General features: G+C 37.1%; 19 protein-coding genes. 16 read left to right on the plus strand and 3 right to left on the minus strand.

Features of this window, described 5'->3' with window-relative positions:
* From LN736_RS15780 to LN736_RS15815, 8 genes are all read left to right on the plus strand, one after another.
* On the plus strand, positions 1-571 hold a 571-nt coding region (locus LN736_RS15780), incomplete at its 5' end, for a transposase (RefSeq protein WP_229981952.1).
* A 65-nt stretch (positions 572-636) separates the two neighbouring features.
* The gene (locus LN736_RS15785) at positions 637-849 is read left to right on the plus strand and encodes a hypothetical protein (RefSeq protein ID WP_229981953.1); all 213 of its coding nucleotides are present in this window, start codon (positions 637-639) and stop codon (positions 847-849) included.
* 106 nt (positions 850-955) lie between these two features.
* Positions 956-1399: a hypothetical protein gene (locus tag LN736_RS15790; RefSeq protein ID WP_229981954.1), complete on the plus strand. Its 444-nt coding sequence runs from the start codon at positions 956-958 to the stop codon at positions 1397-1399.
* 240 nt (positions 1400-1639) lie between these two features.
* The gene (locus tag LN736_RS15795; RefSeq protein WP_190972222.1) at positions 1640-2482 is read left to right on the plus strand and encodes a dimethylarginine dimethylaminohydrolase family protein; all 843 of its coding nucleotides are present in this window, start codon (positions 1640-1642) and stop codon (positions 2480-2482) included.
* 282 nt (positions 2483-2764) lie between these two features.
* Positions 2765-3208 carry a heat shock protein Hsp18 gene (gene hsp18 / locus LN736_RS15800; protein ID WP_150357638.1) on the plus strand — a complete coding sequence of 148 codons (444 nt, stop codon included), beginning with the start codon at positions 2765-2767 and terminating at the stop codon, positions 3206-3208.
* Between the two features lie 129 nt (positions 3209-3337).
* Positions 3338-4000 carry an MgtC/SapB family protein gene (locus LN736_RS15805; protein ID WP_150357636.1) on the plus strand — a complete coding sequence of 221 codons (663 nt, stop codon included), beginning with the start codon at positions 3338-3340 and terminating at the stop codon, positions 3998-4000.
* 92 nt (positions 4001-4092) lie between these two features.
* Positions 4093-5031, plus strand: coding sequence for a DUF1861 family protein (locus LN736_RS15810; RefSeq protein WP_150357634.1), 939 nt, complete (start codon positions 4093-4095; stop codon positions 5029-5031).
* Complete coding sequence (locus LN736_RS15815; protein WP_229981955.1) at positions 5028-6086, plus strand: glycoside hydrolase family 130 protein; 1059 nt, start codon at positions 5028-5030, stop codon at positions 6084-6086. Before LN736_RS15810 ends, LN736_RS15815 begins: the two co-directional genes overlap by 4 nt.
* Before the next feature lie 148 nt (positions 6087-6234).
* On the opposite strand, the gene LN736_RS15820 is transcribed toward LN736_RS15815, so the two are convergent.
* Complete coding sequence (locus LN736_RS15820; protein ID WP_229981956.1) at positions 6235-7191, minus strand: helix-turn-helix transcriptional regulator; 957 nt, start codon at positions 7189-7191, stop codon at positions 6235-6237.
* Between the two features lie 110 nt (positions 7192-7301).
* Here LN736_RS15820 and LN736_RS15825 point away from each other — a divergent pair, with 110 nt between their 5' ends.
* On the plus strand, positions 7302-7997 hold the full coding sequence (locus tag LN736_RS15825; protein ID WP_229981957.1) for a metallophosphoesterase family protein: 696 nt from the start codon (positions 7302-7304) through the stop codon (positions 7995-7997).
* Positions 7998-8106: 109 nt separating this feature from the next.
* Here LN736_RS15825 and LN736_RS15830 read toward each other — a convergent pair whose 3' ends face one another.
* A complete protein-coding gene (locus LN736_RS15830) occupies positions 8107-9672 on the minus strand; it encodes a cell wall-binding repeat-containing protein (RefSeq protein ID WP_229981958.1) in 1566 nt (521 codons plus the stop codon).
* 238 nt (positions 9673-9910) lie between these two features.
* On the opposite strand from LN736_RS15830, the gene LN736_RS15835 reads away from it, so the two are divergent.
* The 3 genes from LN736_RS15835 (at position 9911) to LN736_RS15845 (ending at position 12738) form a co-directional block, all read left to right on the plus strand.
* The gene (locus LN736_RS15835) at positions 9911-11047 is read left to right on the plus strand and encodes a TolC family protein (protein WP_229981959.1); all 1137 of its coding nucleotides are present in this window, start codon (positions 9911-9913) and stop codon (positions 11045-11047) included.
* Between the two features lie 32 nt (positions 11048-11079).
* Positions 11080-12240 (plus strand): TolC family protein, encoded by a 1161-nt coding sequence (locus tag LN736_RS15840; protein WP_229981960.1) that lies wholly within the window; start codon positions 11080-11082, stop codon positions 12238-12240.
* A gap of 99 nt (positions 12241-12339) precedes the next feature.
* On the plus strand, positions 12340-12738 hold the full coding sequence (locus LN736_RS15845; RefSeq protein ID WP_229981961.1) for a hypothetical protein: 399 nt from the start codon (positions 12340-12342) through the stop codon (positions 12736-12738).
* Positions 12739-12829: 91 nt separating this feature from the next.
* Here LN736_RS15845 and LN736_RS15850 read toward each other — a convergent pair whose 3' ends face one another.
* Entirely contained in the window at positions 12830-14581 is a 1752-nt protein-coding gene (locus tag LN736_RS15850) for a WG repeat-containing protein (RefSeq protein WP_229981962.1), read from the minus strand.
* A 260-nt stretch (positions 14582-14841) separates the two neighbouring features.
* Here LN736_RS15850 and LN736_RS15855 point away from each other — a divergent pair, with 260 nt between their 5' ends.
* The 4 genes from LN736_RS15855 to LN736_RS15870 all read left to right on the plus strand — a co-directional run bounded on the left by LN736_RS15855 (position 14842) and on the right by LN736_RS15870 (position 20414).
* Complete coding sequence (locus LN736_RS15855; protein WP_229981963.1) at positions 14842-15714, plus strand: SLAP domain-containing protein; 873 nt, start codon at positions 14842-14844, stop codon at positions 15712-15714.
* A 276-nt stretch (positions 15715-15990) separates the two neighbouring features.
* Complete coding sequence (locus LN736_RS15860; RefSeq protein ID WP_229981964.1) at positions 15991-17718, plus strand: cell wall-binding repeat-containing protein; 1728 nt, start codon at positions 15991-15993, stop codon at positions 17716-17718.
* A 188-nt stretch (positions 17719-17906) separates the two neighbouring features.
* A complete protein-coding gene (locus LN736_RS15865) occupies positions 17907-19235 on the plus strand; it encodes a cell wall-binding repeat-containing protein (RefSeq protein WP_229981965.1) in 1329 nt (442 codons plus the stop codon).
* A 147-nt stretch (positions 19236-19382) separates the two neighbouring features.
* Positions 19383-20414, plus strand: coding sequence for a DUF2140 domain-containing protein (locus LN736_RS15870; protein WP_229981966.1), 1032 nt, complete (start codon positions 19383-19385; stop codon positions 20412-20414).
* Positions 20415-20462 lie beyond the last annotated feature (48 nt).

The raw sequence follows: 20462 nt of genomic DNA on the forward strand, positions 1-20462 counted from the left end.
GCCTGAAGTAAGTAAAAAAATAGGAATAGATATGGGGCTAAAAGAATTTGCAATATGTTCAGATGGATATAGAGAGTCCAATCCAAAATATCTGAGAAAATCAGAAAAAAGGCTTGTCAAACTTCAAAGGGACCTATCAAGGAAGAAAAAAGGCAGTAATAACAGAAAAAAAACTAGATTAAAATTATCTAAATTACACGAGAAGATAGTGAATCAAAGGGCAGACTTCTTAAATAAGTTATCAATAAAACTAATCAGAGAAAACCAATCTATAGTTATTGAGGACTTAAAAGTTAAAAATATGCAGCAGAATCACAGGCTGGCAAAGGCAATAAGCGAAGCAAGCTGGAGTGAATTCAGAAGAATGCTGGAATACAAGGCTGAGTGGTACGGCAGAAAAATAATAGTGGCACCCGGTAATTATGCAAGTAGTCAATTGTGTTCAGTTTGTGGATATAAGAATAGAGAAGTAAAAAATCTTGCACTCAGGGAATGGACTTGTCCTAAATGTGACACACACCATGACAGGGATATAAACGCCAGTAAAAATCTGCTGAAATTAGCCATATAATTTTGGTAATACACTGAGGTTGGTTCGACCTTTAGAGCTTAGGTAAACTTGTTCCATTAGGAATATTGACTAAGAAGCCATCCACTTCTATAAGTGGTGGTAGTTCACGTTCTGTGATTTTATCTGATGAATTCTATAAATGGGTGAGTTCTATAGTAATTATATCTTTTATTGGAGGGTTTCTTGTCAATATAGTTTTGGGATTGTCTCATTGGATTGGCACTGCGGCTTTTGTCCTTGGAATATTGTGTTTCCGTGGAAATATAGAGTTCGTTTAAAAAGCGTAGAAGCCAGAGTAAAACGCTGCAGTGATTCCTATAAAGCATTATGTGATAGAAAAGATATTATTATAAAAAAATAGATAAAGAGTCTGATGTTGTTGGAATGGTGCAAAAAATTGATAGTAACACCAGAGAAATTAACAGTTTAATTGAGGAGAAAAATAAGCGTATTGATGGTGTAAAAAGAGAAAAAGACATGAAGTGGAAAGAATCAAGCGGCGAACGTTCCAGAGAAATTGAAAGCGGAAAGAATGATCTAACCGGAAAATTTTCAGAAAAAATAAATGAACTGGAGAACAGATACAAAAATAATTCATTTTTTTTGGAAAATGAATGTGAAGTGACAGAAGAATATCAGAATGAAGAAATTCTTAAAAAACTTATATCATATTTAAAAAATGGCAGGGTTTTTAGTAAGAAAAGTGCAATTGATTTATATGAAGATGAAAAAAGAAGGGATATGGAATTTCAAGCAAAACTTGCTAGAGAAAGGGAGGTGTTTGAATTTAAAAAGCAAAGCAATGAGAGGAATATTGAGAAGGATTAATCAGCTCAATAAGGATCTTAAAGAAGGTGCTTGTACACGGGGAGAGTATGATTCTGCAGTGAAAAATCTTAGGAGTGAATATAGGAAAGAAAATGAGAGGCTGAAAAATTATTTTTAATGTACTTTGGGCCAAGGCTGCACTTTGACATAGGAATTATTTGATAATATATAACATAACGGGGTAATATAAAATATAGAAAACTCTATGATCATAAGGAGGAAACAAAGGTGAATACAAAAGTGGACAGATGTTTTGTAAGAAACTCGACTGCATCTTTGAAAAAAGTACTTATGTGCCCTCCTACCTATGCATATTTAAAGGAAAATGCAGGTAGAAATGGCAATAAAGCTAAAATAAACAGTGAGCTTTGCATGAAGGAACATGATGAACTGGTTGAGGCGTATAGGTCAAATGGAGTTGAAGTGGTTTTAATGACACCGGATCGCAATTTGCATGATCAGGTATTTGCCAGGGATTTTGGCGCCTGCGTAAAAGAAGGTTATATACTGGGGAATTTTAGAATACATCCCAGGGAGGGCGAGACAGAAGCCTATGAAAAGAAAATGAAGGAACTTGAAATTCCATGTATTGCAAGGTGCAGCAGAGGACATTTTGAGGGCGGCGACTTCTGGATGCTGGACGATAAGACCATGGCCATAGGCATATTGGAGCGTACTGATGAGACAGGAATTGATGAAATAAGGAAGCAGATAGGAAGTAGATATGGTTATGAAATAATATCCGTTAAATCTCCTGAAAAATGTCTTCATCTGGATATGTGCTTTAACATAGTGGCGGAAAAGCTTGCTGTAATATGCAGTGAAGTCCTTCCAGATGAATTTCTGAACATATTGAAGGACAGAAATTTCAAATTCATAGAAGTGAATAGAGAAAATTTGCTGAAATGCCACTGCAACCTTCAGGCACTGGGAAATGAAAAAGTAGTGTCCTTCAGGGATAATAGAGAAGTCAACAGTGCTCTGAGATCCTATGGAATTGAAGTAATAGAGACTCATATAAGCGAAATGTTTAAGCACGGCGGAGGAATACACTGTATGACTTTTCCTTTGAGCAGAGCATAATACATTCAAGGGCTGTTATTTGTATAAAATTTAAAAATTTTTTTCAATTTTTCTAGTGACTATCATAAAAAACATCATATATACAGTTTATATTTTAATATAATGTTTATACTAAAATATATAGCTATTACTGCCGATGACTGCTGGTTACAAGGCAAAGCTGTATTTTTTAGACTTTGACTTTCTTTGACCTTTATTGTATTATAATAACTGTAATAAGGATTAACAGACAATGAGACAGTTGGAAACAGCAAATTATGATGATTTAGGAGGTTGTATATTATGTTTGATATGATTCCATTCAGAAGAGATAATTCTTTAAGCAGGGGTGATGAATTTGAAAAATTCATGAGATCCTTTTTCAACCATGATTTTTTACCCGCTGGATTAAATGGTTTTGGCAGGGATTTTAAGGTTGATCTTAAAGAAAATGATGACTCCTATGTAGTTGAAGCAGATCTTCCGGGAATAAATAAAGATTCTATAGATTTAAGTTTTGAAAATAATTATTTGACTATATCTGCAAAGAGAGAAGATTCCAAGGAGGATAAGAGAGAAGATTTTGTAAGGCGTGAAAGAAGTTATGGAGAATTTAAAAGAAGTTTTTATATTGACAATGTAGATGACAAGAGAATCAGCGCCTCTTTTAAAGATGGAGTTTTGAAGGTAAATCTTCCAAAATCCGAGAAACACAAGGACAAAAGCAAGAGAATTGACATTAACTAAACTAATTGCTGTGGCACTGTGATTAATTTCACAGTGCCATTTTATGTTATAATTAAATACTATAAAAGTATAATAATTAATTGGAAATCTGTTTTTCGGATTTTTTGTGTAAGTACAGGAGGAAATTTTATGAGTCAGTGGGAAATGATAATTAGGTTGGTTCTTTCGGGAGTGCTGGGAGGTTTAATAGGTTTTGAAAGGAGAAGTCACTTCAAGGAAGCGGGACTCAGGACACATTTTGTTGTAGCAGTGGGCAGTGCCCTTATCATGTTAGTGTCCAAGTATGGTTTTACAGATCTGTTATATACAAATGCCATATCGGTGGATCCAAGCAGAATAGCTGCCCAGGTAGTGAGCGGGATTGGATTTCTCGGGGCTGGTACTATAATAGTGGAGCATCAATTTGTAAGAGGGCTGACTACTGCGGCTGGATTGTGGGCTACAGCTGGAATTGGCATAGCAATTGGTGCAGGTATGTATATTCCCGGTATAAGTGCTACTGTGCTCATCCTTGTGGCACTTGAAATATTCAATAAATTTAAAAAGACTGTCTCTTATTCTATGGGCAGGGCAGATCTTTCACCGGATGGGATCAATCCTGCGCTGGATACTTTGAAAAATTCAAAAATAAAAATATCAGGCATTCAAGTGAATAGGCATTATAACAAAACTGACAAGGATTTGGAGGTAAGGCTTACCTTTAGAATTTATACTAAGAATCAAAATGAAACAAAAAAAATTATGGTAAGTCTTCTAAAAATACCTTATGTAAAAAACGTGAATATAGAATGATATAGTAGTAGAATATAGGGGAAAGTAATAATTATTATTAAGACGGGTGTTGCCATTTTATATGCCGGTTGGATGGAGAAGGTGTAAAATGTATGATTATTAATTGTGATAAGCTATTAAAGGAACATAAGACTATAAAGACAAAAAAAGCGGCAAAAAGAGTGAAATTCATAGGAATATTTAACAAAGATGTGTATAATATAACAGCTCCCTTTTTAAATAATGGAAGGATTGTAATAGCTGGAAGGGTTGAGTCCAAAATGGGAAGGGATTCCATGGTATTGTTTTTTGAAAAATATAAGGACGCCTGGTGTCATGTAGTTGAATCACCTATTATGGAATTGGAAGATCCTTTTTTCACCAAGATAGGCGATGAGCTGGTGATAGGCGGTGTAGAGGTGTTTAACAGCATAAATAACCCTTATAATCTTATATGGAGAACCATAATGTATAAGGGAAGGGATATTTTTCATCTGAAGCTTTTTTTTGTGGGTCCTGACGGTATGAAGGATTTGCGTATAGCTGAGCTCAAGGATGGAAGTATAGGAGTTTTGACACGTCCACAGGGAGCCAAGGGAGGAAAGGGAAAAATAGGTTTTACAAAAATCAGGAGATTGAATGATCTGAGTATGGGAGTTATTGAGGATGCGCCAATTTTGAATGACTTTTTACATGATGATGAGTGGGGCGGAATAAACAGTATATATCCTATTGATGAAAATAACATTGGATTACTGGGACATATAGCTAAAATGGATGAGGACGGGATGAAGCATTATTATTCCATGACTTTTGTATTGGATATGAATTCTATGAGATACAAGGATGTAAAAATAATTGCAACCAGGGAGGATTTTTTGCCTGGACCAAGTAAAGACGGAAGTTTGTACGATGTTGTATTTAGTGGTGGACTTGAATTTAAAGATAAAAAAGCGGTCTTGTATGCCGGAATAAGCGATATTGAAGCCCAGACTCTTGAGATAGATAATCCTTTTTATGAATATATGCGTAAAAAAGGAGAAGTGTCATGATGAATATAAAAAGGTGTAAATTTAATCCCATCGTAACCTGTAAAGATGTTGTTCCCTCCAGCAGGGATTTTGAAGTCATAGGTGCGTTTAATCCTGGCGCGGCCCTCTATAAAGGTGAAATAGTACTTGCCATGAGGGTTGCGGAGAGGTTTAAGGACAATAATGATGGGCATATAAAAATTCCAGTTATAGACGGGCAGAGTGCTGCTCTGAAAACTGTAGATCTGGATAAGGAAGATGACAGATATGACTTTAGTGATTCCAGAGTAATTAAAGAGAAAGATAGTTGCTGCGATTTTGTATATCTCACTTCCATGTCCCATGTAAGGCTCGCCAGAAGTACGGATGGAGTGAATTTTAAAATAGAGGACAAACCTTTCATATTTCCGGAAAATAGATACGAGAGCTTTGGCATCGAGGATCCGAGAATAACTGAGATAGACGGCAGCTATTTTATAACCTATAGTTCAGTATCACAATATGGAATTGTCACTAGTCTAGCCGTAACTTCTGATTTTAAGGATTATAAAAAGCTCGGGAATATTTTTGAAACGGAAAACAAGGATGTAGTGATTTTCCCTGAAAAAATAAATGGCAGGTACTTTGCACTAAACAGGCCCGTATCAAAAAGTACAGGTGATCCTGTCATCTGGATATCTGAATCCTATGATCTTCTCCATTGGGGAAATCACAGAATATTGGCATGTACTAGAAAGGGTCACTGGGATTCTGAAAAAATAGGTGCCGGGATACCTCCTGTTAAAACAGATAGAGGCTGGCTGGAATTGTACCACGGGGTGGATGATCAGGGGCATTACAGCATGGGAGCTCTTCTGCTCGATGTCAACTGCCCTTCAAGAATTATTGCCCGCAGTGAGAAACCGCTTCTTGATCCCAGGATGGATTATGAAACAGGGGGATTTTTTTCAAATGTGGTTTTTCCCTGTGGTGCAGTAAAAAAACATGAAAAATTGTATATATATTATGGTATATCGGATAATTCCATTGGGCTTGCAGCTGCAGCATTAGAAGATATCTTAAGCACCCTTGGCTAAGATCAAGGGTGGCTGGGTGGCTATCCCCCCGGTCAGGTTATCCCCGGCCAGGCTGCTCCTGCAGCTCAAGCTGTTGCCGGGGGTTGTAAATAAATTGTAAATAAATTGTAAATAAATTGTAAACTGTGAATTGTCAATTGTGCATTGCCTAAAGTTCTGCTGTGATATTGCCCGTTTCTGAAAGATCATAGCCTCCTATACCTGCAAGCTCCTGCTTGAATTTATCCGACTTGAGTATTTTGGTTATCGAGTTAAAAGGAGGATTATCCATGTCATCTTTTTTTATGACAAGTTCATATCTCTCTTTTTGAAGTGGTATAAAATCTATGTTTTGAACTTGAAGGCTGGTTTTTTCATTTCCAATGCCGACATCTGCTTCTCCCCTGGCCACGGTGCTGGCTACGGCAAGGTGGGAAAGACATTCCCTGTTGTAGCCTGATATGTTTTTGCCCTTTATATTGAGCAGTCTTAGGTGCTCATCTAAGAGTATTCTGACGCCGCATCCCCTTTCCCTGTTTATTAAATTGATATCCGGTCTTTTAAAATCTTCCCAACTGTGAATATTTTTAGGATTGCCCTTTGCAACATAAAAGCCTTCCATGCGGCAGGCCAGGTGGATTATAACGGTGGGTATGCCGGGAATAAGCCTCCTTACAAAAGGTATATTGTATTTCCCGGAGTCTCCATCCCATAGGTGGGCGGTAGCTACCTGTACTTTTCCCATGTAAAGCCCCAGTAATCCCTTGTAACTTCCAATATATGAACGAAATGTCCTGATTTCAGGATAGTGCATCTCTATATAACGGGATAGTATATCCAAAAGCATATCCTGACCGCAGATTACAAAATCATCCTCTCTGGTATTTCCCGGGTAAAGAATATCTAAAAGTGAAGAATTGTCCTTTTTACGTGTATTGTTTTGCCGGCTGACAGTATTCTTTTTCCTGTTTTTATATTCCTCCACATCTCTCGTATCCACTCTAATTTTTTTACCTACTTTATAACCTTTTAACTCTCCTCTTTTTATCAATTCGTATACTGTGTTCTTGGCTATTTTCAACATATCTGCGACTTCCTGCGGAGTTAAGGCAGTGTTCCCTGACATAATATTCCTCCTCATACTATTCTAACAATAATTTTAGTACATATTTTTTAGAAATACAAATTGATATTAGAAACTGTGTTAAAATAAGTTATGACAAGGAGTGAAACAATATGAAAATAGCAATTATTTCTGATATACACGGAAATCTGGAAGCACTCAGGGAGGCTTTCTCCAATATAGAAAAAAGAAAGGCGGATGCTGTAATATGCCTTGGAGATTTGGTTGGCTATGGTCCTTATCCAAATGAAGTTGTGGAATTTATAAGAGAAAAGCATATATTGAACATACTGGGCAACTACGATGCAGCAGTGCTGGAAAAAAAGTTCAACTACATAAGAAATAACAGGATCAATGAATTCTGCATGCCCTGGACAGCTGGTGAACTTAAAGAGGAAAACAGGGTCTATTTGAAATCACTTCCGAGGGAAATAAATCTTCAGTTTTTGGATAAAAAAATCTGTTTTGTACACGGAAGCACCAGATCCATAAATGAATATCTTCTGGAAAATTCAAGGGAAGCATCGGAAGTCATGGAGGCTTTTACAGGGGATGTGCTGGTTTGTGCCCACACCCATATACCCTGTGAAAGCAGATACGGTTCTAAAATACTTATAAATGACGGCAGTATCGGAAAACCCAAGATAGGCAGGCCCAATGGCACTTATGTGATCATGGATGTAAAATATGGGGATGTATATGTAGAACTGGTGGAGTTTACCTATGATTATGAGAAAACTGCAGCTGCCATGGAGCAGAAGGGCATAATAAAAGCCTGCATTGACAACATAAGAACCGGAATGGAATAAATTCAAAAAGTTCAAAGTTTAGATATGAAATGATGAAGGTTTTCGGCATATGCCGAAAACCAGCTAGATTTGATATTTGTTTTTTGTACTCTGAACTTTCTATTGAAGGTTACTCCTGATTCAAGTTGTTCAGGGCATCTGTGAGTCTTACATATAGATCGTATATTCCGCTGTTGCTGTTTTGAACATCTGCAATATCGTTCATTTCATTGCTCAAGTTCTGTAATTTCTGAGATCCTGTCTCTATTTTGTTTTGATTCTTCTCAGCTATTCCATCTTTAATGGAATTCAGTATTTCTATGCAGCTATTTGTATAGCCTATGGATTGATTTACAGCATTTATCTGTTTATTTATGCTGTCTATATACTGTTTGTTTAGGGGTTCCAGACCTTCCGGAACAGATAATTTGGATACATCATCTCTAAATGTTGTCAGGTTATTTTTATAAGTTGTAAGATACGAACTTCCGGTAGTAAGCACCTGGATCATCTGATCAAGATACTGCTGCATTTCCTCGGCACTGCTGGCGGAATCTAACTCTGACATTGTATTTGTGGCATTGGTATAGGTTTGATTTAATTCGTCTGCAGTATTGTAAGTTTCGTTTTCATAGGATTCACAATAATCTTTTAAATTATTTACATAATCTTTTTCAGTCTGCGGCACTGCCGATGGAGATTTTAGCAGATATTCCACAGGTAAATCTACAGAACCTAATCCTCCTAGAAGGTATATGTTCCTGTAATTTTTCTCATCTATAAAACTTTTTTGATTTGATATATCGCTTCCATCGGTTAAAATTATAGGTGCATTCAATTTGGCGGCCAGTGCACTCCCCGAAAGTGCATCGGGAAAGTTTTTGCCATTTGCAAGTATTGCTGTATTTGAATTGAAGCTGAAGTTTTTGCATATGCTCATAGATGTATCATATCTTGTAGCTCCGCCTAATCTTTCTATGTTGTCATCATTTAAATACGGCAGCTGGGATTTTAACTCATCTACGGCGGTTTCAGATACAGAAGCTTGTCCGCCAATTACGTATACTTTGGATGGTTCTATAGATGAAATCAGATCCTTGGTCTCTGAAGGCAGGCTGTCTGTATTTACCAGGAATATAGGATATCCCTTTGAAGCAGCTATGCTGGATATGCTCAAGGCGTCAGGAAAGCCCCATCCATTTGCCAAAACTATTGGAGTTCCGTTTGTGACTTTCAGTGAATTGATTATATATTTGTTGGTGTCGAATCTGTTGGATCCGCCCAGTCTTGTAAAATTGGCATTTTCGTAACCCATTTCTTTAATATGATCTAAAATGTCCTCGCTTATGGATGAACCGCCCCCGAGAACATAGATGTTTCCGGAAGAATTCAAATGATCTTTTATGTATTCAAAGACATCGGAATTGTTATCTGTGCTGTCATTCAGTAAGAGTATGGGAGCGTTGTATTTTTTTGATAAAACGCTGCCGCTTAGAGCATCCGGAAAATCTCTCCCGCTTGCAAGTATTATGTTTTGAAGATTTCCGGTTTTAAAACTAGATGCAATTTTTATAGATGTTGCATATCTGTCAGTACCCGCAAGTCTTGTTACGTTGTACGTAGTCTTGGCGTAGGCTGGAGCTGCGGTACAGAGTAACATGGTTAGACTTACAGCTAATCCTACTATTTTTTTCATTATATGTATTTTCCCTCCCTTAAAAGTATATACTTAAAGTTTAGCACAAATGTGGGAAAAACTATATAGGGAAAGCATGAAATTTACACTTAATATCATGTAAAATTATAGCTGTATCTATGGAAATGTATATGTAATTATGGTAAAATTAGTTCACTGGTAAGATATTGGTAATATGAATAGTTGCTTGGATACCACAAGAATGAAAAATTACTGTAGTGTGTGAAAGGGGGAAAATATGAACAAAATAAAAACATTTGCTGCAGCGGTTATAATTATATTTTGTACAAGCACCTCAGTTTTTGCCCAGGGAAATACCCTGGATATTGATGCTGCCATTGATGCTGCGGTAAAAGAGTCTTATGAAGTGAAAAGTGCTGATATTTCAACACAGCAGGCTCAAAATTCATACAATCAGGCAGTTAAAAATGCTGCTAACTATGGAGATCAGTTGGATGAGGGTGGAGACACTTTAGATAGCTATACTAGGCTTACACTTTTGCAGGGCATAGCGAATCCTCCTGCAGAGGCCAAATTTTCCATTTACAAGTACTCTAATATGGGCAAAGTTGCTGAAAATCAGGTGAAATTATCTGCTTACACCCAATATACGGCCCTTATGGATTTTAAGGATGCACTTGACCTCGAAAAGCAAAAATTTCAAAGTGCGAAAGATCAATATAATATTTCACAATTGAAACTAAAGCTGGGAACGGCTTCTCCGGCAGATGTAAAGCAGGCAGAGGCAGATTACTACAGTGAAAATTTAAATCTGAATAAGGTCCAGAGACAATATGATCTTGCAGTTATGAAAATAAATCAGGTTTTGGACAGGGACATATATACAAAGTACGATGTGCTTCTCAGGGATAAAATCACAGAGTCGCCCTATATAAGAAGTTATGATAATTATGTAAGTGATGCGCTGAAAAACAGGGCGGAAATTTTAAATGCACAGGAAAATGTGAATCTCAAAAAATTTGAATATGATATTATAAAAGGGGTATTCCACTCTAAATATGACACTATGAACCAGATTGGGCAGTATGGTGTAAATCAGGCACAGGATGCACTTGACATTGCTGAAATAAATATACCTGTTGAAATAAACAATCTGTATAGTGATTTACAAAACAAGTCTAAGATGCTTGATTCCAAAAAAGATGCTTTTAATCTGGCGCAGAGAAATTATAATGTTGCCAGAGTCAAATATAATGCAGGTGTGATGAGCAAAGTGGATTTTGACGTCCAGGCAAGCAATTTAAAGGCAGCACAGAATGATTTGAAATCCTTTCAAAGGGATATATGGATGGCACAGCTTAAATTGAACCTGGCCTGCGGTGTTGGAGATGACACATCAAAGCTCAGTAATTGATATGAATTAAATTATGTAGGGAGGCAAAAAAGTTGAAAAAAAAGTTAAGCGTCATAGTTGGACTTGCTATGGTACTCGGCATGGGAAGCACTTGTTTTGCAGAAGCTAGTAGTGCTGCAGTCCCTGCTGATACCACGGCTGCAGTTGGTACTTCAGATACGACAAGCACAACCCTTACCTTAGACCAGGTGTTAAGCAGCATAGAAAAGAATAATATGGAAATTAACATGTACGATCAGAAAATACTTCTATATCAGAGACAATTTGACCGGGACCATCAAAATGCAATGCTCAATGCTGATAAAAGCCCTGTCAATTATCCTGCGGGTCAGTATGCGGCTGTGAAAATTGCAATAGATGTGGTACCGAAGCAGGATGAACAGAATATCAAAGATGCCAAGCATGACAGGGATGATACACTGCAGAATTTGAAATTTTCTGCAGAGCAGCAATATCTAAATGCAATAAATGCCCGGGATCAGATAACTACTATAAATGCCCAGATAGCAAATGTGGATAAAAAGATTGCACAGACAGAGGCTAAGATACAGCAGGGCCAGCTGACAAATGATGCCCTTCAGTCTCTTCAGGTTCAAAGGAGCCAGTTTGAGGCCTCTCTTAATACTCCCAGGTCACAGCTTCAGCAGTCTGAACTCAATATAAAACAGATCATAAATATGGATTTGAATACTGATGTAAATCTAGTTCTACCTGCATCAAAGCAGTTTGTAAAATTTGATGACAGCAGTATCCAGTCAAAAATTGACAATGCAGTGAACAATTCTTATGATATGGCAAAGATAACTAATAATATTGCTATACTTAAAATTCAGGAGGATATATACAAGCAGTATTCCTACAATGACGCTACGGGGGAAGTGAATACGGGGCTCAGCATACAGAACCTCCAGAACAGTCTTTACAGCACACAGTTGAATCTTAAAGTCAATTTGTGGAACAGTTATTATTCTTTGAAAAACAGCGAGGATCTGGTGAATACGGAAAATATAAAGGTTGAAAATGCACAGATGAATTATGACAATACTTTGACCAAGGTTAAAGAAGGGGTACTCACTGAAGTGGATCTTGATTCTGCCGCTCTTGCACTTCAAAGTGAAAAGGTAAGTTTAAAGAGTGCCCAGGACAATTATATGATAGCTTTAGATCAGTTCCAATACAATCTTTCCAAGTAAATTTTTTATGAATAACTTAAAGGGCAGCTGTTAAATTGCAGCAGGTATGATAGAATATAATCTGTAAATCAATTATAGTTGTATAGGAGAGATAATTTGATGAGAGGAAAGATTAGATCACTGGGAATTACTGCAGTTATTATGATGCTGATTGTATCTTTTACAGCTTGTTCTTTTGGAAATAAATCCGGACAGCAAAATGACAACACTAAAAAAACTGCACAGACTTCTGAAAATACAAAAGGACCTAAAATTACTGAGGATGCAGACAAAACTGCCCAGCTTAAGAAAGAAAAGCCTATACTGAATGGAAAAGTATATGTGCAGAGCAACAGGGCTATAGCGACTATGGTAATTAAAAGTGGTGTGAGTGATAAAGAGGCGAAGGATCTGGCACAAAAATATGCCAATGATTTAAAAAAGAAATATAAAAATATGCAGGTCAGTGTAATGGCAGTAAGGGATAATAAAAACTTAGCAAATATAACCGTGAAATGATTTAACGGTGAAAAATGGATGGTGTATAGTTAAAAGCGAGGAGGATTTCCGGCAAATGCCGAAAATCAACCTGATCATTAACTATACACTTTTAATTTTTAACTGAAAAAGGTATTTTTATAATAGAAGGTTTTAAGGTACTTCCGTCTTTATCTCTTATATTGTATTTATTGTTGTTCAGTATTGTGATGGTATAGTCCTGGGAGGTCTCATATCCCTCATAGGGAGGGCTTACTGCTATGGTTTTTGGATCCTCCAGTTTAAAGGAGACATTTACGTATTTTCCGCTGCTGTCTATCACCTTGATATTATCTGTCATTGTCATATCTATGTCGTTTATTACAGTATCGTCATCCTCATTTTTGACTGTCTTGTCGTCAAGCGGCTTGCTGAATTTTATTCTCCAGGTTTTAAGTGGATCTTTTGTAGTAAGGGCTGTCATTAATTTTACATCTGAATTCTTTATGATGCTGCATTTATTGTCCTTTAAAACTGCGGCAGTACCGTCATTAAAGGATGAGGCATTGTCAAAATCATAGGATATAAAGGTAGATCCCAATCTGTCAATGTAACCCCATTTTATATATTTTTTAATAAGAGATGCATCGCCCGAATCTTCAATGCCTGAAGAGCCTGTATTTTTTTTCACTGCTGCATAGCCTTCACTAAAATCCAGGGCATTGTCAAATATAGTATCTATCACGATATCTCCATTGCTGTTTATAAAACCCCATTTTTTCTCCTTTTGAACTCTTGCAAGTCCTTCACTGAAAGCATATATTTTGTCAAACTGGGACAGGTATTTTATTTCTCCCGATGAATTTACAAATCCATATCTTCCATTGGACGTTATAATGGCTTTTCCCTCCTTGTAGCTGTCTATCCAGTCCAGCTGCGGCTGAAGGACCATTTTTCCGGAGGCATCTACAATACCGCACTTTCCAGATCTAACTATTTGAGAGAAACCGCTGCCCAGAGATGTGATGCTGTCATAGTCCGTATCGAGGATCAGACGGCCGTTTTTATCGATGAGTCCGTATTTATCACCGCTGGACACTTTTATCAGATTATTATTCAAATAGTATATATTCTTGTATTTGGGTTCCAGTACTATTTTGCCGTCCATGTCGGAAAGACCCCATTTACCCCCGGATTTTACAGGTACGAGTCCCAGTATGGGAGATTTTATCTCATCGAAGCTGAAAGCTTTGAAATTACCCCGGGTGTCTACCAGACTCCAGGAGTTATTGAGCTTTACAGCAGCATAACCGTTCTGAAAATCATAGGCATTGTCGTACTTGCAATCCAGGAATATATTCCCATGACCATCTACAAATCCATATTTTCCATCTTTTCTCACTTTTGCGAAGCCCTGCTGAAAACCGTATATTACATCAAATTGGGGCTCTGTGACGACGCTGCCTCTGGTGTTTATAAATCCCCACTTTGAATTTGTGCTCACTGCCGCCAGGCCGTCTTCAGAAAAATCTCCTGCATCTTCATACTGAGGTTGTACTATAACTGTCCCATTTTCATCTGCAAAGCCGAACTTTGTACCTTTGGAAACTTTTGCGCAGCCGTTTTTGAAAGAGCCGATGGAAGTAAATTCAGGTTTTGTTTTTACCGTGCCATTTTTATCCATTAACCCGTATAAACTGCCGCTCTGAAATTTGACCAGGCCATTTTGAAATGAATATATATTGTCTGCAGTTATGTCCAAATCTGAAACTGTGTATTTTCCGGCTGATGCACTAACTTTTGGTGAATTCCATATGAATGTACCGCTGAAAGTGAATAAGAAAACCAGTGCTAATCCAAAATATCTTTTAAAATACTTCTGCAAACCCCTTACCCTCCTATTATATATTTTTTAGATTATTATACCATCAATAGAAATGAATAACTATCTTTTTGGATTATAATCTGAAATTTTACCCGGGAAAAAGTTAATAAAAAGTAAACTTGAAACTTTTGGCTATATACTAGCAACACCACACTTATATATATTTGATTTTATAAAATCCTTATGATATATTAAGTTAAGATAATCAATAGTTGTATTGTGGATAAATGAGCTATTATAAAGAATTTTGGAGGTTTAATATGGTAAAGAAAACACAAGATGGCAAAAAAAATAACAAAAAAGAATATGTTTCTACTGTGCTTTCACTTTTGGATGAAGAGGAAAATGTAGTTTCAGATGTACAAAAAGAAATTTTTATAGATGAGATAAGGGAGCTGCCGCCTATAAAGGAAGGGGAGCTCAACGTGTCAGGTGTATATGCCTATGACCTGGGAGATAAAGTTGAAGTTAAGGTCTATGTGAGAAATGGACTTTCCACTAATTTGAATCTGCAGAAAATACCTTTTCTGATTGTAAATTCTAAGGGAGAAACTCTGGCATCCCAGACCTTCAACCTCTCGTCACTGGGAAAACTGCCCCCTCATTCTGCCAGACCTGTAAAGCTTTATTTTGAAAAGAAAAATCTTAAAGTGGATAAGATACCTGCAGATGACTGGAAAATTGTATTGAATGGTGAATTCAATATAACTTCCAAAGTGAGACCGAGATATGAAGGACTGCCTGAGGGAATATCCGTTAAGGACAAGCTTGTTTTCGATAAGTTTCTAGATGAGCTTCCTGAAATGGAAGAGGGAGAATTCAGTATATCGACTTTCAGTATAGGACTTCAGACAAATGGAAACATACTTATAACGACAGTTATGAGAAATGCTACAAACAAGCCGATTACCATTAATAAAATGCCTATGACCGTGCTTGATAAAAACAAGCGGGCGGTAAAATCACAGGACTTCAATTTGAAGGATTTCACAGTGAGCCCCTATAGAGCTAAATTGTGTAATTTTGCATTTCCGACAGATGTTCATCCAGAATATGATCAAGCTCTGGATGGGTGGTCGGTGATTTATAAATTGGTAAATATAAATGGCGGCAAAAATATAAAGAGAATATAATTGCTCAAATGTATTAAGGCTATGGAATTGCTTTAGGTGATAAAGTTAATTCCATATTTTTTTTGTAAATTTCAGATAATGTCTAAAAGAATTTCGATTACAGACGAATACTAAATAGTAAGAGGACTTATATGCAAATAAGTCATGAGCTATTGGAAATTATTTATTTTAATAGTATAATATAAATATGTCAAATTTGTTAACAACAGAAGTATAAGTGAAATGAAGTATTTGTCTGTTTTAAGTTCTTATTAAATATGAATGGAGGTAATACATATGCAAAAAGGTAGTAAGAAGGTTTTGTCAGTTTGCAGTGTGGCAACCTTGTTAATTGCAGGGACGACATTGCCAGCGGCTGTAAAAGCTGATTCATCCAATCAGGTAAACAGACTTGGAGGCCAGGACAGATATGAGACAGCTGCAAAAGTTGCACAGGCTGGATGGACTTCTTCAGATTATGCAATAGTGGCAAATGGTGAAGGTTATGCAGATGCACTTTGCTCAATACCTCTTGCAAAAGCTAAAGATGCTCCGGTACTTTTAACTTCAGGTGGGAGTTTAAATCAAAATACATTGAATCAATTAAAAGATCTGAATGTAAAGCATGTAATTGTAGTCGGTGGTACAGGCGTGGTTCCTGAAAGTGTTTTAAATGAGATAAAAGCTCAGGTTTCCGATGTTCAAAGATTAGGTGGACAAGATAGGTATGAAACTTCTGTAAGAATAGCTGAGGCTCTTAAAACAAAGCCTGTAAAAGCAGTTATAGCAAGTGGTGAAGGTTATGCAGATGCACTGTCGGCAGGCCCTTCTGCAGCTATAAACGGTATGCCGATACTTTTGACAAGACAAAACAGCCTTCCTGATGCTGAAGCGAATTATCTGAAAACAAATTCAAGTATAACTGAAACTTATGTAATAGGCGGAACTGGATCTGTAAGTGATTCTATTAAGGATCTGTTTACTTCTCCAAAGAGACTGGGAGGAGCCGACAGGTACGAAACCAATACAGCTGTACTTAAAGAGTTTGCATCAAGCTTTAATTTTGGCAATATCTATGCAGCTCTTGGCAAGGGGCCTATAGGAAATGAATTTGCAGATGCCCTCACAGGCGGTGCACTGGCAGCAAAGAACAAGAATCCTCTTATAATAACAGGATATACACTGAGTTCTTCTACAAAAGATTTTCTTGATGAAAATGTACCTAAGAACAGTACTCTTACAGTACTGGGCGGAACAGGCAACATATCCGATTCACTGGCTGACGAGATCAAAGACGCCTTTGGCAAAGCATCTAACGGCGGTGGCGGCGGTGGAAGCACTACCGCAACTGATATTACTGCTGATATCGTTAAATATTATGGTCCAAAGATTCAAGATACTATAGCTAGTAATCCTGATTTAGGAAAATATTATGATGTTGACACAACTGATAGTATAACATTAAAGGTTAAAGGCTCTTACGAAGATAAGATAACTACTGTACAAGATATATTTAATAACGTGGATAAGGCAGATGTAGGAGATATAAATACACCTGGTACTATAGCTTATAGAGTACAAAAAATTTATGATTTAGCATCTGCTCATGTAAATGCAGCTAAAATTGATGGAAAGACATTTCAGGATTTTTTAATAGCAGAAAAAGCTAAAGATTCTAAGTTTTCTCAGTATATTAAAGATGGTGGAAGTATAGATGTTCAATTAGTAGCACAGAAAATAAAAAATAAAGAAATAGACTACGATAGCTATACTGCATTTATAACTAGTTTAGAATCTGCTATAAAAGATTCAGTTAATCTAAGTAATCCTTCGCCTACAATAGCTATTAAAGGTACACCTTTTAGCATAAATAGAATTGAACAAGATAATAAAGTTTTATATGATAGTAGCTTATCAAGAGAAGTAAACATTGATGATATATTAGGTGTGACTAGCACAGTTGGAACATTTAAAGTATACGTTGATAATGGAAATTCATACTTCTATATTACAATTCAAGGCTAGTATCAACTAAATAAAAATATAAATAGAATTCAGGTGAAAACCTGAATTCTATTTATTAAAGCACAAACGACAACAAAAGAAGATTTTCCAGCGGAAAATCCACACAATATAGATTTTCTAAAGCACAGCGGAAGAAAATCCTCCATAATTGTGAATTGTAAACTGTGAATTGAAAGGAAGGTGTTTTTATGATAAGAAAAAATAAAATATTTTCGGCACTGGTTATTGGAATATTTCTGGCTTCCTCTGCAGGCATTGTACTGCCGCGAAGTGTCTCTGCAGCGGTGCCGAGATTGGGCGGTCAGAACAGATATGAGACATCCGCAAAGGTATCTCAGAGCGGATGGGACACTTCAAGTTATGTAATACTTGCCAGCGGAGAGAATTATCCCGATGCTCTCTGTGCAGCACCTCTTGCCAAAAAATATTCTGCTCCCATACTCTTGACCACCAGCGGAGCTCTTGATGCAAATGCCAAAAATGAAATAATAAGGCTCAAGGCAGAGCATGTAATAGAAATAGGCGGAACGGCGTCCATATCCCTGAATATAGAAAATGAACTTAAAGAGATGGGACTTGATACCCAGAGAATTGGAGGGGCTGACAGATTTGAGACTTCTGTAAAAGTGGCAGAAGCACTTAAAACTTCCACAAATGTGGTGGTTACTTCAGCTTACGGCTTTGCAGATGCTCTTTCCATAGCACCTGTGGCTGCCAGTGAAAACATGCCCATACTTCTTACAGGAGCTGGCTCCCTGCCGGATTCAGTAAAAAAGTATATAGCTCAAAACAGGGCTTCCATAGAAAATTCCTATGTAACTGGAGGCAGCGCTGTTGTAAGTGACAGTGTGCTTGCACAGCTTCCATCTGCTGAAAGAATCAGCGGCCAGAACAGGTTTGATACCAATTTGAATGTACTTGATTATTTCAAAAGCAAGCTCAAATTTGACAATATATATGTTGTCCAGGCTGACGGACCTACGGGAAAGGAATTTGCAGATGCACTTTCGGCTTCAGCTTTGGCGGCAAAGACGGCTTCTCCACTTGTTCTTACCTATAATTCTGTAAGTATTGGAATAGAGGATTTTCTAAAATCAAATGTGCCGGGTGATGTCAAAGTTATTGCCGTAGGGGGAACTGCAGCAGTGCCCGAAAGCATTGTGAGCTCACTTCAGAGTTTGCTTGATGGGAATACCACAAATCCTGGAGCTGGAGGCGGCGGCTCCCAGTCTGACTATGATCTTTTCAGTTCGGTGCTGACAAAACTCAAAACAATAGATATTTCAGGTACATCAACACTCAATGCTGATCAAAAAGAGATAATATCCGATGTAATAGATTCAATGGAAAAATATCTGGCGGATCAAAATTATGATTACAGTCAGGATGCTAAAACTGTGAAAGCCCTTTTTGATAATCTTTCAGATAAAGAAAAGACTGATCTGGAAAATGCTGTATTTGATTCGGGAGTTACAATTTCAGAAGGCCTTGCTCTTGAAGCTAAATTTGGAGTATAGTGGGATATATTGGTTCCATTGTTAATTTTAAATTTACACATAAGTTATTCTGGGATATGTTATAATAAATAATATATTTCTGGATAACTTATAATTTTTTGAGTGACTTTATATAAAAACTTTATTTTAAATTTTGGGAGAGCATATATGAAAAATTCAAGTAAAAGTAAAAAAACAATATTTTTAGCTGTGGTTATTGTTTTAATTCTGATAGCAGCAGTTTTTGGAAGACTTCTTTTCTGGCAGTCATCCTATAGTGTACCTGAATACAAATTTACAGTAGGGCTCTTTGAAAAGATAATAAAAGCCCAGGATACGGGAGGAACTGCACAGCTTACAAAAGATGAGGTGAATCAGATTATATCTCTGTATTTTAAAGAGTACAGGGGCAGTGATATTACTGTGAAAGCGGTGGAAGCGGATTTTGACGGAGACAACATAAAATTTTATGTACCTTCAGCCTATAAGGGTTTTGACGTCCTTGTTACATCGGAAGGCACCCTTTCCAAGGAAAATGATGAAATCAGGTATACTCCAAAATACTTTAAAGCCGGGAAAATCGCCCTGCCCAAATCCTATATTCTGAAGAAACTGTCTACAAGGTTGAAAAACAAGGGAGCCGTCGAGCAGAATTCCATAGTGGTGAGCACAAAGGGATTTCCTGTAGGTATCACTGCCTTGAGTGTGAAAGATAATAGGCTTTTAGTTACCCTTGAAAAGAGAAAACTGAACATTGAGGATATACTGAAGGGTAAACTTCAGTCCATAGAAGACATCATAAAAAAATATTCCAGCCTAAAGAATTCCAATTTATCTACGAAAACTAATGTTGTAAGTGGAGAGGGTACTGGTACTGGAAATTCTGGCAGCAGTACAGGTACATCCTTGGGATCAGCCAGTTCAGGAGAAAGGCAGCAGGCACTTGCCAGGGTGATAAACGGATTGAGTGCAGCCTCTGGAGCTGTAAATACAGGAGCTCAAAAAGCGGTTATATCCCAGATGATGTCTGTGGTGGGCAGCATGAAAGATCCTTCCTATAATCCTTATTCGGCAGAAAGCAGTGTTAGGTCAATGTACAGTAAATTGTCATCCAGTGAGAAGACACAGCTTAAAGCTGCGGTATTTTCAAATGTGGATGCATCTTCTGCCAGCATACTTTACAATATGATTGGAAAATAGGGAGAATTTTATCCGCGGTTTTGTAAAGTGGGTATTTTGAAAGTGTTA

The organism is Clostridium aromativorans (genome assembly GCF_020908015.1).
Taxonomy (GTDB): Bacteria; Bacillota; Clostridia; order Clostridiales; family Clostridiaceae; genus Clostridium_B; species Clostridium_B aromativorans.